This is a genomic window from Bartonella sp. AA9NXGY, from assembly GCF_042196845.1.
Lineage (GTDB): Bacteria > Pseudomonadota > Alphaproteobacteria > Rhizobiales > Rhizobiaceae > Bartonella.
The window spans coordinates 1-14,155 of the sequence record NZ_JBHIRB010000015.1 but is presented as its reverse complement, the minus strand read 5'-3'; the positions used below and the strand labels follow the sequence as shown (position 1 = coordinate 14,155).

Annotated in this window: 23 protein-coding genes; 2 read left to right on the top strand and 21 right to left on the bottom strand. The window is 45.6% G+C overall.

Going from position 1 to position 14,155, the window contains the following annotated elements; translation table 11 throughout:
* Positions 1-3: 3 nt before the first annotated feature.
* The 20 genes from ACFIM6_RS07580 to ACFIM6_RS07485 form a co-directional block, all read right to left on the bottom strand.
* Complete coding sequence (locus ACFIM6_RS07580; RefSeq protein WP_375612322.1) at positions 4-1,626, bottom strand: hypothetical protein; 1,623 nt, start codon at positions 1,624-1,626, stop codon at positions 4-6.
* Positions 1,619-2,200 (bottom strand): phage protein Gp27 family protein, encoded by a 582-nt coding sequence (locus ACFIM6_RS07575; protein WP_375612321.1) that lies wholly within the window; start codon positions 2,198-2,200, stop codon positions 1,619-1,621. The genes ACFIM6_RS07580 and ACFIM6_RS07575 overlap by 8 nt, the downstream gene beginning before the upstream one ends.
* Positions 2,163-2,519, bottom strand: coding sequence for a hypothetical protein (locus tag ACFIM6_RS07570; protein WP_375612320.1), 357 nt, complete (start codon positions 2,517-2,519; stop codon positions 2,163-2,165). Before ACFIM6_RS07570 ends, ACFIM6_RS07575 begins: the two co-directional genes overlap by 38 nt.
* Entirely contained in the window at positions 2,516-2,830 is a 315-nt protein-coding gene (locus ACFIM6_RS07565) for a DUF2730 family protein (protein ID WP_375607966.1), read from the bottom strand. The genes ACFIM6_RS07570 and ACFIM6_RS07565 overlap by 4 nt, the downstream gene beginning before the upstream one ends.
* The gene (locus ACFIM6_RS07560) at positions 2,827-2,988 is read right to left on the bottom strand and encodes a hypothetical protein (protein WP_375612319.1); all 162 of its coding nucleotides are present in this window, start codon (positions 2,986-2,988) and stop codon (positions 2,827-2,829) included. Before ACFIM6_RS07560 ends, ACFIM6_RS07565 begins: the two co-directional genes overlap by 4 nt.
* 46 nt (positions 2,989-3,034) lie before the next feature.
* Positions 3,035-3,373 carry a hypothetical protein gene (locus ACFIM6_RS07555; RefSeq protein WP_375612318.1) on the bottom strand — a complete coding sequence of 113 codons (339 nt, stop codon included), beginning with the start codon at positions 3,371-3,373 and terminating at the stop codon, positions 3,035-3,037.
* Entirely contained in the window at positions 3,366-3,653 is a 288-nt protein-coding gene (locus ACFIM6_RS07550) for a hypothetical protein (RefSeq protein WP_375612317.1), read from the bottom strand. Before ACFIM6_RS07550 ends, ACFIM6_RS07555 begins: the two co-directional genes overlap by 8 nt.
* Positions 3,650-4,231, bottom strand: coding sequence for a glycoside hydrolase family 19 protein (locus ACFIM6_RS07545; RefSeq protein WP_375612316.1), 582 nt, complete (start codon positions 4,229-4,231; stop codon positions 3,650-3,652). Before ACFIM6_RS07545 ends, ACFIM6_RS07550 begins: the two co-directional genes overlap by 4 nt.
* An 87-nt stretch (positions 4,232-4,318) precedes the next feature.
* Positions 4,319-4,726: a helix-turn-helix domain-containing protein gene (locus ACFIM6_RS07540; RefSeq protein ID WP_375612315.1), complete on the bottom strand. Its 408-nt coding sequence runs from the start codon at positions 4,724-4,726 to the stop codon at positions 4,319-4,321.
* A 6-nt stretch (positions 4,727-4,732) separates the two neighbouring features.
* Positions 4,733-5,350: a regulatory protein GemA gene (locus tag ACFIM6_RS07535; protein ID WP_375612314.1), complete on the bottom strand. Its 618-nt coding sequence runs from the start codon at positions 5,348-5,350 to the stop codon at positions 4,733-4,735.
* Between the two features lie 10 nt (positions 5,351-5,360).
* A complete protein-coding gene (locus ACFIM6_RS07530) occupies positions 5,361-5,984 on the bottom strand; it encodes a DUF3164 family protein (RefSeq protein WP_273755326.1) in 624 nt (207 codons plus the stop codon).
* A 14-nt stretch (positions 5,985-5,998) separates the two neighbouring features.
* Positions 5,999-6,250: a hypothetical protein gene (locus ACFIM6_RS07525; RefSeq protein WP_375612313.1), complete on the bottom strand. Its 252-nt coding sequence runs from the start codon at positions 6,248-6,250 to the stop codon at positions 5,999-6,001.
* Positions 6,247-6,510 carry a hypothetical protein gene (locus ACFIM6_RS07520; protein WP_375612312.1) on the bottom strand — a complete coding sequence of 88 codons (264 nt, stop codon included), beginning with the start codon at positions 6,508-6,510 and terminating at the stop codon, positions 6,247-6,249. The genes ACFIM6_RS07525 and ACFIM6_RS07520 overlap by 4 nt, the downstream gene beginning before the upstream one ends.
* Positions 6,507-7,538 carry an AAA family ATPase gene (locus ACFIM6_RS07515; RefSeq protein ID WP_375612311.1) on the bottom strand — a complete coding sequence of 344 codons (1,032 nt, stop codon included), beginning with the start codon at positions 7,536-7,538 and terminating at the stop codon, positions 6,507-6,509. The genes ACFIM6_RS07520 and ACFIM6_RS07515 overlap by 4 nt, the downstream gene beginning before the upstream one ends.
* Positions 7,539-7,884: 346 nt before the next feature.
* Complete coding sequence (locus tag ACFIM6_RS07510; protein ID WP_375612310.1) at positions 7,885-9,864, bottom strand: transposase domain-containing protein; 1,980 nt, start codon at positions 9,862-9,864, stop codon at positions 7,885-7,887.
* On the bottom strand, positions 9,861-10,319 hold the full coding sequence (locus ACFIM6_RS07505) for a hypothetical protein (protein ID WP_012232200.1): 459 nt from the start codon (positions 10,317-10,319) through the stop codon (positions 9,861-9,863). Before ACFIM6_RS07505 ends, ACFIM6_RS07510 begins: the two co-directional genes overlap by 4 nt.
* Positions 10,316-11,323, bottom strand: coding sequence for a ParB/RepB/Spo0J family partition protein (locus ACFIM6_RS07500; protein ID WP_375612309.1), 1,008 nt, complete (start codon positions 11,321-11,323; stop codon positions 10,316-10,318). The genes ACFIM6_RS07505 and ACFIM6_RS07500 overlap by 4 nt, the downstream gene beginning before the upstream one ends.
* The gene (locus ACFIM6_RS07495; protein WP_375612308.1) at positions 11,323-11,721 is read right to left on the bottom strand and encodes a hypothetical protein; all 399 of its coding nucleotides are present in this window, start codon (positions 11,719-11,721) and stop codon (positions 11,323-11,325) included. The genes ACFIM6_RS07500 and ACFIM6_RS07495 overlap by 1 nt, the downstream gene beginning before the upstream one ends.
* Positions 11,705-11,845: a hypothetical protein gene (locus ACFIM6_RS07490; protein WP_273755279.1), complete on the bottom strand. Its 141-nt coding sequence runs from the start codon at positions 11,843-11,845 to the stop codon at positions 11,705-11,707. The genes ACFIM6_RS07495 and ACFIM6_RS07490 overlap by 17 nt, the downstream gene beginning before the upstream one ends.
* Before the next feature lie 73 nt (positions 11,846-11,918).
* Positions 11,919-12,212, bottom strand: a complete 294-nt coding sequence (locus tag ACFIM6_RS07485; protein WP_183194530.1) for a helix-turn-helix transcriptional regulator — start codon at positions 12,210-12,212, stop codon at positions 11,919-11,921.
* A 152-nt stretch (positions 12,213-12,364) separates the two neighbouring features.
* Between ACFIM6_RS07485 and ACFIM6_RS07480 the strand changes: the two genes are divergently transcribed.
* Both ACFIM6_RS07480 and ACFIM6_RS07475 read left to right on the top strand, forming a co-directional pair.
* The gene (locus tag ACFIM6_RS07480) at positions 12,365-12,895 is read left to right on the top strand and encodes a helix-turn-helix domain-containing protein (protein WP_375612307.1); all 531 of its coding nucleotides are present in this window, start codon (positions 12,365-12,367) and stop codon (positions 12,893-12,895) included.
* A 12-nt stretch (positions 12,896-12,907) separates the two neighbouring features.
* Positions 12,908-13,423 (top strand): helix-turn-helix domain-containing protein, encoded by a 516-nt coding sequence (locus tag ACFIM6_RS07475; RefSeq protein ID WP_375612306.1) that lies wholly within the window; start codon positions 12,908-12,910, stop codon positions 13,421-13,423.
* A 95-nt stretch (positions 13,424-13,518) separates the two neighbouring features.
* On the opposite strand, the gene ACFIM6_RS07470 is transcribed toward ACFIM6_RS07475, so the two are convergent.
* Positions 13,519-13,677 carry a hypothetical protein gene (locus ACFIM6_RS07470; RefSeq protein WP_375612305.1) on the bottom strand — a complete coding sequence of 53 codons (159 nt, stop codon included), beginning with the start codon at positions 13,675-13,677 and terminating at the stop codon, positions 13,519-13,521.
* Positions 13,678-14,155: the final 478 nt, after the last annotated feature.

Genomic DNA, 14,155 nt, shown 5'->3' with positions numbered 1-14,155 from the left:
CCATCAATAAATCTTTGATCGCATTGTTGAAAAAAAAGGCGTTGAAAAGAGCGAGCTTTCATCAAAACGATAAGCCTCTCTCACAGGTGTATAATCATAAATTTCAGGAGTTTGGCGGCTGGCAAAATAAGCCAAAGCGCAAGCAATCGCGCTATCACCATGGCGCATAAAACCGTCACTGCCTTTAAAACGATGATTGTCTGGAATTTTCACAATGCCATTGACATAAGCAAGCGCTTGATGATCGGCAACAATGTCACTATCGCGCGGCAAAACAATCGTCCCATCCCCAAAAGCTTCTAAATAAGCCGGCATTTCCTTGCCATACCAACTTTGCGACAATTGCACTTCCTTCACACAAGCCCCATAACGTTGCGCCGCTTTTTCGGCTAAATAAGCCCCATTGCCCCGCGCATCTAACGCGCCGCCCATCAAACGCGGCAAACCATTCACCCCATAAAATAAAATCTCTCTTTGTTGATCAAACGGCGTATTGCGCAATTCCACCATAAACCGGACACGGCGCACCAAATCTTGTCCCACCTCCATCACCACAATCGATGTCGCATCGCCCGATCTGGCAAAATCAACACCAAAAACATGTTGGCGCCGCCGGTCAAGCCCAATATGAAGAGGTTTTATATGTTTCTCACACCAAGCAAAAGCAGCAACACTTCGTTGATGTTCCGATTGATTTTTAAAATCATCCACACAAGCAAAACGCAACACCGCAATATCTGGCGCACAACAATTTTCAATCTGTAAGCGTGTTAAAGCCGCCCCTTCTTGATCAGCTGGTATGGCATCTAATTCTTGGCGCATCGCAGCCAAACGCACCCCATAAGACGCACGAATTTGCTCTTCCCATTGTTGCTCAGATGCTAAACTCCACACCTCCCCCTTCATGGCACAAACACGTTTAAACAAGCCATTTTTAACAGCAACACCAAAGGGGTAACAATGCACCGAAAAAGGAACCTTACCTGCTCGCGCTTCACGGATCAATTCATTGAAAGGATTGAGCACACCATTATGGGTGGAGATCACACGGATTTTTCCTCCCCAAATGAGCAAAGCATTGACAGCATCCAAAACAGAGCGCACATCTTGATGAAACGCCGCCTCGTCAATCACCACAATGCCCTGTAGTCCGCGAATATTTTCAGGGCGGCTAGAAAGCGCCTCAACCCGAAACCCCGAAGCAAAACGCACCCGATAAGCAGAGATATATTTCGTTGAACCATCCGCCCTTTGATCAGAGAATAAAAATTCCTCAACATCCCCACTATGGCTCGTAATTGCCGAAGCAAAATTGCTCACATAGCCAATAAATTCCCGCCCCTTGTCTTTGGTGTCACCAATATAAAAAACATTATCGCCCCTCGCTTCACGTGCCGCCGCTGCAATCAGTGTATCATCCAAAGCTTCTGCAAAAGTAATGCCGGTCCGCCGCCCCTTTTCAACCAATTTTAATGGGGACTTATCTTCAATCCATGCCCGTTGATGCGCCATCAAAACGCCTTCCGCTAAGGGATCACTCTCTTTGGGAAAAGTACTTTTCCGCCAAATATCAAAACCACTTTGATGATCAAAGACATGACTTTTTGAAAAGGGCTGTTCAGCCATGTTTTACCCCCAACACCTGCGCACGAATAGCTCGCGCTGTTTCTTCTGAGAGCCCCGCCGCTGCTGCTGCTGCGTCAACCGCTTTGCTTGCTTTGCTGGTAAAATCTTTTTCCAACTTTTGCCGCCTCGTGGTCGACAAATGTTCAGCCGCCAACACGCCTTTAAGCGCATTGGCCAATTCTTGTGCTGCCTTTGGCGAAAGGTTTTTCCCACTGCTCAACGTGGAAAAAATCAACTCCTTAATCGCTGCCGCCGTCAAAAGAGTGATATTATCAGAAGCTTTAGCATCAAAGCGCTGCGAGAGGCTTGCTGCAATTTCTCTTGTCTGTTCTAGGCGCCGTGACATCACGGCTAGCCGCAAAGAATACCGATTAAAACTGGAAAAGGAGGGTATAGAAAAGCTTAAACCCATTTCTTTTTTTAAAGCCTTCAAAGCTGCTTTAAATTCATCATAAATGGCTTTTTGCGTCTTCTCACGCCCATTTAAAGCCTCAGCCGCCTCTGCAATGATTTGATCACAAGCTTGCGGCAATAAATCAATCGCCGTTAAACGTCCACGCCCGACCTTGCGCATCCTTCACCTCGTCTTTTATTGATGAACGTTTAGGCCGCTTAATCCCCTCAATGGAAAAGCTCCGGTCTAAATGACGTGCTCCCCGTTCTGTTAATGCCGCAAGAAAAACCGAACCCACACATTTTAACGTAACAGCACCTTGATCTTCCATCCATGCCAGTTCATTATGCACAAAATCGCGATCGCGCCTGATGCCATAACTGTATAAAAGCCGCTCAATCATCGCACTCGATAAAGTTTCACTGCGCTCACAAGCAAGCCCTTTTAAAATAATCAACCGCGCTTCTTCACGGATGATTTTATCCATATCTGCTTTCATTTCTTGGCATTCTCCAGTAAAAACTCTTGCAAGCGCTCACCAATGGCTGCCACCGGTTGTAATTGTGCAGAAAGCGTGTTGAGACGACCATTCAATTTCTCCATATTCACTTCCAATCTTTGCAGCGCATCACGATCAGGCAAAAAGTCCATCTCTGTTTCTAACTTTTGCACACGCTCTTTAAGCGCCGTGATATCTTTCAGCATTTCCCGCGCACCTGAAGAAAAATAGGCTCTCAAAACCCCACAAATCGCAATAACCGATAACAATAAAGACAACCAGCCATTGGCAACACTGATATCCAAATTCACTTAAAAGTCCCCTCTCTTGTGCCTAAAATCGCCCGCTCCGCAGCTTTTCTACGCTGTTCACAAATCAATAAAGCAGCACGATCACGCCCCCAATAGTGCACCACTTCACGCGCATTCAAAGCACGCTCTGGCAATAAAGCTGGGCGGGCACACGCCATGCGAACAACAGGCGGCAATTCAACCGATAAAAACTGATACGCAAAACTATCCCTTGGCTTGTGTGTTGAGCAAGCGCACACGCTCAAGCCCAATACCACAGCCAGTAGTTGGCAATACTGCATTGACCCCCTCCATTTTCACAAGCTTTTGTTCCAAAGCCGAAATCACCCCTTGCGCTTGATGCTCAGCTTCCAACGCTGCTTGTCTTTGTCGCTCTTGTACAAGCAGTGCACGTGCTGAAGCCTTGGCAATCTCCAACTGCCAATACAAATCACGCGCCTTTTCCGCTTTTAAAACTTGCGCTTTCATAAAGCCAAAAGCCGCCAACATCACACTGACCAAAAAAAGCAGACCAAAAGACAGTTTTGAAAGTGGGCTAAACATTGCTTTTATCTCCCCACCTCGTTATCTCCACCCCATCATAGGAGCTGCTATGCCGCTTATGGGAATGTTTCCTATTGGAAAAATCCAACGAACCAAAGCCACGATGCACCCCCAGATTGCCAACAATAATCGCCACCATCGAAGGAATAGAAATGCTCGCCATATCAACAATATGCGGAGCCCCCCACAAACCACCAGAAACGAGCAAAAAAATAACCCCCCAAGCAAACCAAAAAGACCACCATAAATAGAGCCTAGAGCCACGATAAGAGGGCTTCATGCTTTCACCTCGCCTCCAAGCCCCAAAAGCTTTTTGGCGCGGTTCAAATAAATCAAACGTTGCACAAGTCCATTCTTGCCCCCATTAATCGCCTTGGTAATCCCTAAATAATCATCTTGATCAGCCAGCCTATTCAAGCCTTTCATTTGCCAAAACCAAACAGCAGACCAAAGCGCTGCTGGAAACTTTTCCAGCTCTTGCGGAAATGCCTCACAATCAACAGCTTGTTCATCGACTAAGCGCCAAAACTTCGTAAAACGACGATAATTATTGCGCCCCGTCAATTGGATCAAACCACGCCCCTTAAAGTGCACCCCATCCCCAGGGTTGACATTGCCTAAATCACGCCGCCCCTCATAAGCGCGCCCTGAGGCATATTCACAAACGGTAAAAAAGCCATCGCTCTCATGGGCACATTGGCTTAAAAAATGTGCAATACGCAACGGTGTTGTGAGTGCCCCATAAGATAAAGCTTTAGGCAACACGCGTGCCATTTCAACAATAATAAAATCTTGGCGCGCATGATGCGCCAATTTAGGCGCAAGGCGATGAAGAAAAGAAGCATCTATTGAAACCATAACAAACCACTCAATGCATAAAAATCCATGCGCAGTTTATCGGATTTCAACCCCCCAATATAAGCCTGACACTGTCAGTCAAAACTCTCAATACTCATAAAACTCTGGAAATAATAAACCTTGTGGTTCTTTTGAAGAAATTTTCTTTTTCAAGCGATAGGCTGTGCGCACATGCATACCAGAAACAGCAGCTGCAGTATCAACCGACCAGCCTTTTTGCAACGCTTGCACCATTTTTTGCCGCCGTTCAGCATCTCTGCCAAGGGGGATAAGAAGGCGCACACCCGAACCATTAAAACAAAAATGGTTGATCAATTGTTGCGCCTCTTCAAACCCAACAATTTCAATCAACCAATCCGCACTCTCAAGACGCCCGGGTATATAAACTTCTCGTCCACCAAAAGCCCGCATCATATTCCATGCTGCTTCACTGCCCGCAACATCAGCTATTTCACGCAATAAGGCAGGAAAATCGCTATAGATTTCCTCTTGCATACATGCTTACCCCTCGCTTTTAACACCTTTACGGATTTTCCGCCCCCAAACATTCATCACTTCTCTAAAATCGCCCCCACTCATCTCACCCAAAGCTTTACCACTTAACGCCATAACACTTTGGTGAAAAGCCCCAAGATCAAACACAGCATCGGGATTCAAACACTTCCATTGGGCACACAAAATGGAAATGCTTGGTTTATTCCTCCATGAATCTTCGCGGTTTTTCCCTTTCCAGTCAACCCCACCCTCACGCTGCAACCAACCTTTCAACGCCTCAATAGCTCTGCATGCATCATCGCTATCGCGTAAAAAGCGAATATGATCAATCCCTGTCTGTCTTTTCACAAAGGCAAGCAACGCCTTGTCTGAACGATCACGAATAATGCCAAGATTCCACCCAGCAATCCAAAGCGCCTGGAGCTTCTTGGCATATTTACCCTCTAAAAGCTTCCTATTCGGCTTAAAACCAAACACTTTCATTTCAGCGATAACCAAGTGCTTTTCTGAAAAATTCAAATCTTTCGCCGATTGCTTGCCTGTCAAGCGATAGAGCAGTGCGCGATAGGTCTCATCATCAAGGCCTAACGCGCGTTTTCCCATATGAAGGACAGCTAAAGACATCTCACCCCCCTCATGTCTTCGCCAGATCAATGGTCACAGCACGCCAAGCGCTTTCTAGGCTATCACGCTCATAAAAACGCACATATTCCTTAGATGTCGTCACACGGATCGCTTCACGAATGGCACGCATCGCCTCTTTCCAGCGTGGATCATCAATATCCAAACGCAACAGCATAAAGATCTCGCCCCGATTCACCTTGCCTTCTTTATCCGTATTAAAAGCACGCGTAATAATCGCACGGATTTCAGGGCGTGCATCCGCAGACCATTCATTCAAACACTCATCAAGAAGGCTTTTGGCAATTTGCAATTGCGGTCCAAAATCAACACTTTCCTGTACCTGCACCTTAATGCGTTGCAAACCATCAAAGCTTGTGTAAGTACAATTGCCCTTTTTGCCACGCCGCTCCACACCATATTCTTGCGCAAGCAAGCTATCAAAATCACTCAAATCCGCAATCGTATGGTTGTTAAAACGTGCAATCCTTGCCGATAACTCTTTCGCAAAACCCATAATTTTGCGCACCGTTTCATCCTCTAACAAATCCGCAGGGCGGATCAAACTTACCGGCACCAAAGCCCCTTTCGCATCCTTCATATAACGCGTACCTTCAAGTTCAATTTGTGGATTCATCACCAACTTCCTCCTTATGTTTTTTGAAACCGACGAAATGGCACAACATCCCCTGAAGAAGGCGCACATCCCGCTTTCAATTGCCAACGACACCGCATAAGCTCATGACCTAAAACGTGGTTATAGCCTGCCAAACGACGCAAATACTCATTCAATTCTCGAACATCTTGTCCATGCATAAAAATGCCATTCACCTCATACTGTAAAAAGGCAGAGCGCAAAGCAATCAAGCAATCTCTTACCATATAAGGGTTACGTTCCATCATTTGCTTCCTCCAAAATCCATATAAATCACACGATTGCTCTCATCCGCATCAGAGCCTTCACACTCAGCCAAAACTTCTGAAACTTGGCCTTCCAAAACCGCATCCGCTTCCCCCAAACGATGAACACTCAACTCCAATTCAAGCAATAACGCCAAATCAACACACAATTTAAGCTTTTCTCCAATATCAAAACCGCATTGATAATCGTCATAAAGACCAACAAGCGTATCGGATAATTCTTTGTCGCATAAAGAGATCATGCCAATTCCTCCACGTCACGGTTTTTCCATGCCGCTTTGACATGTTTCAAAGTCACCTCACACCCATCTCCAAGCGCTGCCATGCGTGCCAACATCATGGTTTTGTCAATTTGCCGCAAAGCTCCAGCCTTTAAGCCTATCCCTGTCAAAAACTTTATCGCACCAACATCTTCAATCCCCCAATCATGAATGCGCGCTGCAATATCCTCACTATAGGGCTTGCGCCGTTTCAAATGCATCGCCAATCGGCTTTTAATTTGCGCATAAGAGGGACCATTTTGACGATGAACCAACCGTCCAGAGATTTCATCATTGCCAACCAAAGCCAACCCCGTACCATTGATATCAACAAAGTGGCGCAACTGATTAATCGCTTCATCCGTTAAATTTTGCGCCTCATCAACAATCAACAATGTTCCGCCACCAACACGCTCTAACTTTTTGCCAATCGCACGCGTTAAGCGGGTGGGATTATATTCCACCACTTCCAATTCTGCTGCCATATCATTCAAAATACCGTGAACACTGCGCGTATGCGGGCTTGCTGTCACCAGATAAACATGCGGGCGGGTAGAGCGATAATGGCGGCAAGTTTCGGTCTTACCACTGCCCGCATCAAGCGTAATCATCACCATATCCCCCGTACTTTGTGCCAGTGTTAAAGTATCAATAATCTCACTGGCAATTCGATTCCTCTGAAAGGCTGGTTTTTCAGGAATGCGCTCCAAAAACCCCGCCGTTTCCTTTAAAACCTCAACCCATTGTTGAACCTTTGCATTTTGCTTCCCCAACTGTCCCGCATAACTGCCCGCATACCATTGCGAAAACGTCCCATCCGGCATGCCTATGCGCCGCGCCACCTCTGCTTTCGACCAATCATTCATTTGCCCCAAAGCTCTCACTGCATCCACAAGCTCATTCCATAAAGCAATGTCATCACTGTTGCGGTTTTGTGCTGTTCCATTAGGCTGGATTTTAGGTCGCGCCCAAGGATTTTTATCGACCGTTGCATTTATCGCGTTTTTCATGTATATTCCCCTCTCGTATTGATTTTAGACTGTTGATAAGGGGAAGGGCTCCCACCCGCCCCTTATCTTTTGTCTTTAGAATGAACATTTAAAAGCCGTACGCGATACTAAAACGGCTAACCTTGCAAATCCCCTCTCTTTCTCACACATCAGGGAACTTGCTAACTCCACGCATCTCACCCGATCAGGCAAAGACACCTAGAAACTTCATGTATTGATTAGACTATGAAATGGATAAGATTCCTCCCCCCTTTCTTTGTTAACGCTTCAAGCTGATACGCGATACAAAACCAGCTTCCTTTTGAGAATTCTTATACCCCCCCCTCTCTTTTCCTATTTCCTTATTCTATTGCTTGGGAAACTTGATCACCTCACGCCCCTCATCAGAGGCGGAAAACTTTCTCAAAGCTTTATGCAAGTGTTGACTGAATTCTTCCTCCCCCAAAGCCTCATCATCGTCTGCTTTCAAAGCTAAATTCCCCACATTGTTTGGCATCAAGCGGCTCACCTTTGGCTTTATCGGAAGCTTCGATTTGAACGCTTCATCCTTTTTCTCAAGGCGCCCATAAACATCGGCCAAGTGATCAGGTGCAAGCTTTGCCGCTAGCTGTTTTTCTGCTTTAACAGCCTTCACATATTCTTTACGCAAACGCCCATTCAAGCGCGCCGCCTGCTGGTCATAAAAACCTACATCACAAAGGCATGGTGCCAGACAAAGCAACCGATTGTTCAAATCATAAACCCGTAAATCTTGATGCAAATTATCCGGATCAAAGCGTACAATCACTTTTTTCCCCGCATGCTCATTCAACGCCCGCGCCCAATAACGATTGCCATAAAAATGGATCTCGCCCGTACCCTTTTGCGCACGCAATGCCTCAGAGGTTAAAAGCCATAAAGCCCGTTGTGCTGCCGTTGCTTGCCGAATAATCGTCCCCTCTGCTTGCAAGCTCTCTGCAAAGGTCTCATCAAAACTGCGCCCCGCACAATTGACCGCCTTACGCCCTGCTTGCGCATTGTGTGCACAAATTTGCGCACCAACATGGGCTTTAAACGCTTCAAATCCTATCGCGCGTTTTCCATAATCTTCAGGCTTGGCATCCGGTTTATTGCCCGTATAAGCCCCCGCACAAAAGGGATGTTTGGAAATCGCTTCTGCCAGATCACGCCATGCCCGCTCAATCGGTTTAGACTGTCCGCTATAAGGGGTGGTCCATTGCAATTGCACACCCAAACTCGTCAAAAGCCCCTGCGGATCATCCGGCTTAATCTTAAAACGAAAACGGTTTTGCACACCTCCAGAAATCCACTTGCTGGTAAAAGCGCGCCCATTATCCAAGGTCATACGCTCTGGTATGCCATAAGCTTCCACCATGTCCCCAATCACCAAACGCACGATTTCCCAAGTCTCAGCATCCGACAGGCGCCACGATAAAATCTTGCCCGAATAAAGATCTTGTATCGCAATCAAATAAAGCCGCACAGGCTTCTCTGTCCAAGGAACGCTCACAAAAACATCCAGCTTATGCCCGTCCATATTCACTGCTTGCAATGCATGCAAGCTCGAGCGATCACGCCGTTGGGCTGGATAAAGCTTTTTTGCCTTTTCTTCTCCCTCACGTGCTAAAACCACAACCGCTTTGGAAATTTGCGCCTTAAAACGACGCCGCAAAGCCCGCTCAGAAGGAATGGGCTCAAAACCCCGCTCCTGCGCAACCGAAACCATCCGCCGATAACACGCCGAAAAAGCAGGTTTAGAGGGGCGCAAATAATCCGAACAAAAAACCTCCCACGCCCCCTCATGACACGGCGCAAATTGCGAAACATTCTCCTCACCATAACAAGGCGCTAAAGCTGCCAACCAATCAGGGCGCTCATACCCCTCCACCATCTGCCGCCAATTAAAAAGCGACATCCGGCTCACACCAAATTGCACCGCACTCAAACTTGCCGCATCATGCACACCCATACCGGCATGGAGCAAATCTTCCCAAAAGCAAAGTGCCTTCAAACGCTCTTCACAGCGCCTTTTATGCGCCTTGGAAAGCCCCTCATAACGCACCCAAATACTTGTCTTTTGCTCCCCTTGCGTTTGTTTCACATCAACAGCCCCACCAAACCGCACCAACAATGCCGCCCGCGCCCCCTCCGGCAATAAGGAAATGTGAACTTCTACAATAGGTCGAGAAACCCCTTTAACTTTACGTGTCAATCCACTTTGATGACGCCATGTGGTCGCCAAAATCTTACGCAATCCACCTTTACTTTTCGGCAACCCTGGCAAAGCTGCCTCAGCCAATTCGGCAATAGTAAACCATTCCTTCATGGCTGCCCCCTTTTAATGCGAACCGGCGTTGCGCGCATGGCTTTCAATTGCGCTGCAATCTCCCGCTGTTCCTGCTGCAACCGCGCAATTTCTGCTAAACGTGCCTCATCCCCTTGCAACAGCAACAATCCATCTTCACTCACCACCTCATCCCAAAGCCAAAATGCCTCTGTCGCCCGCACAAATGCCTTAAACCGCGGCAGGGAAATATCCACCTGCTTACTTTCCGCAACATAAGCATCCAAACTGGCCTTACTTAAACACCCAATCCCTAAATAATGCGCCATACGCTCCGCAATCACACTGCGCTCATGCCGGCATTCTCTCAAAGCCCGCGCCATCGCTCGCTTAATGCGTGAGCGAAACCGCCCTAAATCAATCTGCGCAACGGGTTCACGACAAGGAAAAACCGGCTTTTGGAAAAAATCAAGCTGCCCGCAACCATGCCTCTTCATGACAGCACCTCCCCCGATTGCTTGTTCAAATAATCATAAAACCGCGCCTTTGTCTGCGCATCTGCTCTCTGCCAAACACCCAATAACTGAGCAAAAACCCGCTCTTGTTCATTAATTTGCGGCGGCGTATTAATCCCATTGACCAAATCAACAGCCCGCCTCAAATCCCCCTCAACCTGTTGCAAAGCAATTGCCACCCGCCGTTGCGCAACCGGCTCCATCTTGGCTAATTTCAACAATTGCGCTTGATTATCCGCCAATGCCGTCCCCCGCAAAACAGAACGCAACTCCGGCTGTAAATGCTGAGCAATGCTGTTAAGACGTTTTACTGAAACTTGAGACAAACCAATACGATCCGCCACATGTTTAGAAAAAGATAAAACTGTCCCTTTACCATTTTCTTCATCTGTATAAGAAATAGGGACAACTTGTCCCAATTTCTCATCACCGATCAAAGGATCAACTTGATCCTTTGATTTTTCATCCCCTTCACACCCAGTTTCATGGTGCTCTGAAGAACCATCATTTGGCAAAGGTGCAAGTTGCACCTTTGCCACTTTGTCCTTTGTATATTGATTACCACCGATCAAAGGGTAATGTTTACCCTTTGATTTTCTGTCCCCACCAACCTTAATTTCCCCATACTTCTTTTCCCACAATTCGCGGTAAGTCTGGACAAAAAGCGCACGATCAATCACTGACAATTCATTGCGAAAGAGGTTTTCAGCAACCTCTAAAAGCGCGGCATTGTCCTTATCAGCCTGCACCACAACGGCATCAATGTCACTATAGCCCAAAAGCTCAGCAGCACGAAGCCGATGCGCACCAGCAATAAGCGTGTAATTACCTTCCTTAGCATTGGGGGTATGGCGCACCGTAATCGGATTCATCAATCCCTCCCGCGCCATTGATTGTGCAAGTGCCTTGGCATGCTCATCATCCACAGGGCGTATACGCTCCGGTACCACAATCACATCAAGAGCAAGCTTTTGAAACTGTGCCATCACGCCCCCGCCTTTCTGATCTCTTTAAAGAATAAATCCATCGCACGCCCCGCCCATCTTCGATAAGCTTTCGCAAAAACGGGTTCTTCCAAACGCCGGTTAATGGTACGCAAAGAACGAGCAACAGCAGTGCGTTCACGCTCTTGCATGGCAACAAGACGCCGCCGCGGCACCTCAAACTGATAATGCAAAATATGAATAACAATCTGTCGTGCTAACGCCGCATCAAATAAGCAGTGCGGAGGGTCAATAATATACCGGATTGGCAAATGTTTAAATCCACTACTCACCGCCTTAAAAGAACAGGCAAGCATAGCTTCCAAACGTTCAACCTCCGAATAAGGATTAACGATATCGCTTCTGGCTTCTGGGGTCCATAAATTACAAGCAGCAACCATAACCACCCCCTATAAAAACAATATGACCACCATCTAATCGCCAGAACCAACCCATGCAAACGGCTGTTCTATGATGCAACTCTATGCAATTTATCTTGCCTATTTCGTACTGATCTTTAGACATTGATAAACCTTTTTATCTTATGGTATTTAAATTCATGGCAAATGCGCAAAAACGCAAAGCCGTGTAACGAAGTTCAAGCAGCATTACCGCGCAAAGCAGAATGCGCACGCGAATCTGTGTTGGCATGTTTTGCTGCTTTAAAAATGCGACGGCGACTTTTGGGGTAGCGGTCGCTAAAAACTTGCTCAACGGGCAAACCGATAAAATCGGCAATAGCGCGTTCGGCTTTCTCGTTAGACCGTGTCCAGATATGTTGAACACTGGATGACGAGAGTTGATAAGCTTTCGCGAGCTCCGCCAAGGTCATATTACGGCGGCGTAGCTCGGCTAAAATACTATGGCGATCCCATACTTGTGTGATAGTCATAAACTTCGCTCCTGCTTTAAACGGATGCTCAAACCATCCGTTTTTTGTGGGGTTAATTGTAAAATATCTGCCCTCTATATCGGGCGGTAATAATAGGTATACAGCCTAAATAGGCTTTTGTAAATACCCAAATGTCATTTGGAGTGATTTTTTTGGCACGCCCTGAAAAAGAACCTACAACAGAACTGGCAAAACGATTGCGTGAAATACGACACACCCTTGGTTTTACAGAGCGCAAACAATTTGCTAAACATTTTGATATTCCCGAAACGACTATGCGCAATTATGAAACGGGTTTACGAGAGCCTCCTGCATCTATACTGCGAATATATAAAGATCGCTGTGGAATATCCTTAGACTGGCTTGTCACTGGTGAAGGCGAAATGTTTACAGACATGGCAAAAGCGAAAGCAGCAGGTTTTAAAGCACCTACCATCCCTGCTGGTCTCATGAAAAAGCTTGGTCGCATAGCTTATACAACCTATCGCGATGCAAATATAAAACTCCCCCCTGAAGATATAGCGGAACTCGCGGCGGAACTTTATAAAAAACTGCAAGAGCTTGTTCAAGACATCAACGACACGGAAGAAGTAGAAGCAACTTTCCCTCTTCTTAAAATTCATTTAAAGCGTCAAATAGAAGCTGAAAGAGTACATCTAGAAACTACACAAAATACGGCTTAATGCCTCTTTAATATGACACGACAAAGAAATGAACCAAAAACCCCATTAGCAAGACGCCTCATAGAGGTAAGAAAGCTTGTAGGCTTATCTCGTGATATATTTTCTCTTAAAATTGGTATTAGTATTCAAGGGCTTGGCAATTACGAACGCGGTGATAGAACCCCAGACGCAACCGTTTTAACATCATATGGAGAAAAATTTGGGGTCAACCTAAATTGGCTTTTGACTGGTGAAGATGAAATGTTCATAAACATGATGAAAACTCAGTCTTTCAATATATCTCCACCTACCATCCCTGCTGGTCTCATGAAAAAGCTTGGTCGCATAGCTTATACAACGTATCGCGATGCAAATATAAAAATCCCTCCTGAAGATATAGCGGAACGCGCGGCGGAACTTTGTATAAAGTTGCAAGAGCTTGTTCAAGACATCAACGACACGGAAGAAGTAGAGCTTATTTTACCTCTTTTAAAACTGCATTTAAAGCGTCAAATAGAGGCTGAAAATGCACATCCAGAAACTACATAAAATACAACTTAATGCCTCTCTAAAATGAAAAATACAGGCGCGTTTCTCTTTACATTAAGAAAATGAAATAATACATTGTTTTTAAAGAATTATATTTACAAAAAAAAGATATGCGCCATATGGCGCATATCTTTTTTGCTTTTTTGGTTATTTTTGGCTGATTTTGGAGTCAATTGAACTTTTGGATTGATTTTTTTCACAGGGTCTTCAAAGGCGGTTTTCTGGGCTTTCACAGACTTTTCAAAATTTTTCACAGGGTTTTCAAAGACCTTTCAAAGCCCTCTCTCATTTTTACCATGAAAACGCACTTTTTTCTAATTTTCGCTCTTTTTAGCTCTTTTTTACAATTTTAGGTGTCAAAATCTATTTTGACAAAACGCGCATTTAATGCTAAATTTTATACATGAAAACAACAAATTACCACGTATTCCTACCTAATCCCACCTTTTCCCACTTAGTATAAAACCTAGTGTCAAACTACACCAGCTGTAGCTTGCCAGCGGGTTTTGTATATTTTGCCACTAGGTTTTGTACCAATTTATTTTTTCTCAATGTAGCTTGCCAGCGGGTTTTGTATATTTTGCCACTAGGTTTTGTACCAATTTATTTTTTCTCAAAGAGTTTTTAAGGGGTTCTCAAAGGGTCTTCAAATGCCTTTCAAAGGGTATTTAAAGCTCTCTTTAACGCATTTTTCTGCTCCTATTTTTCCAAATCACTAAAGCATGTAAAGTC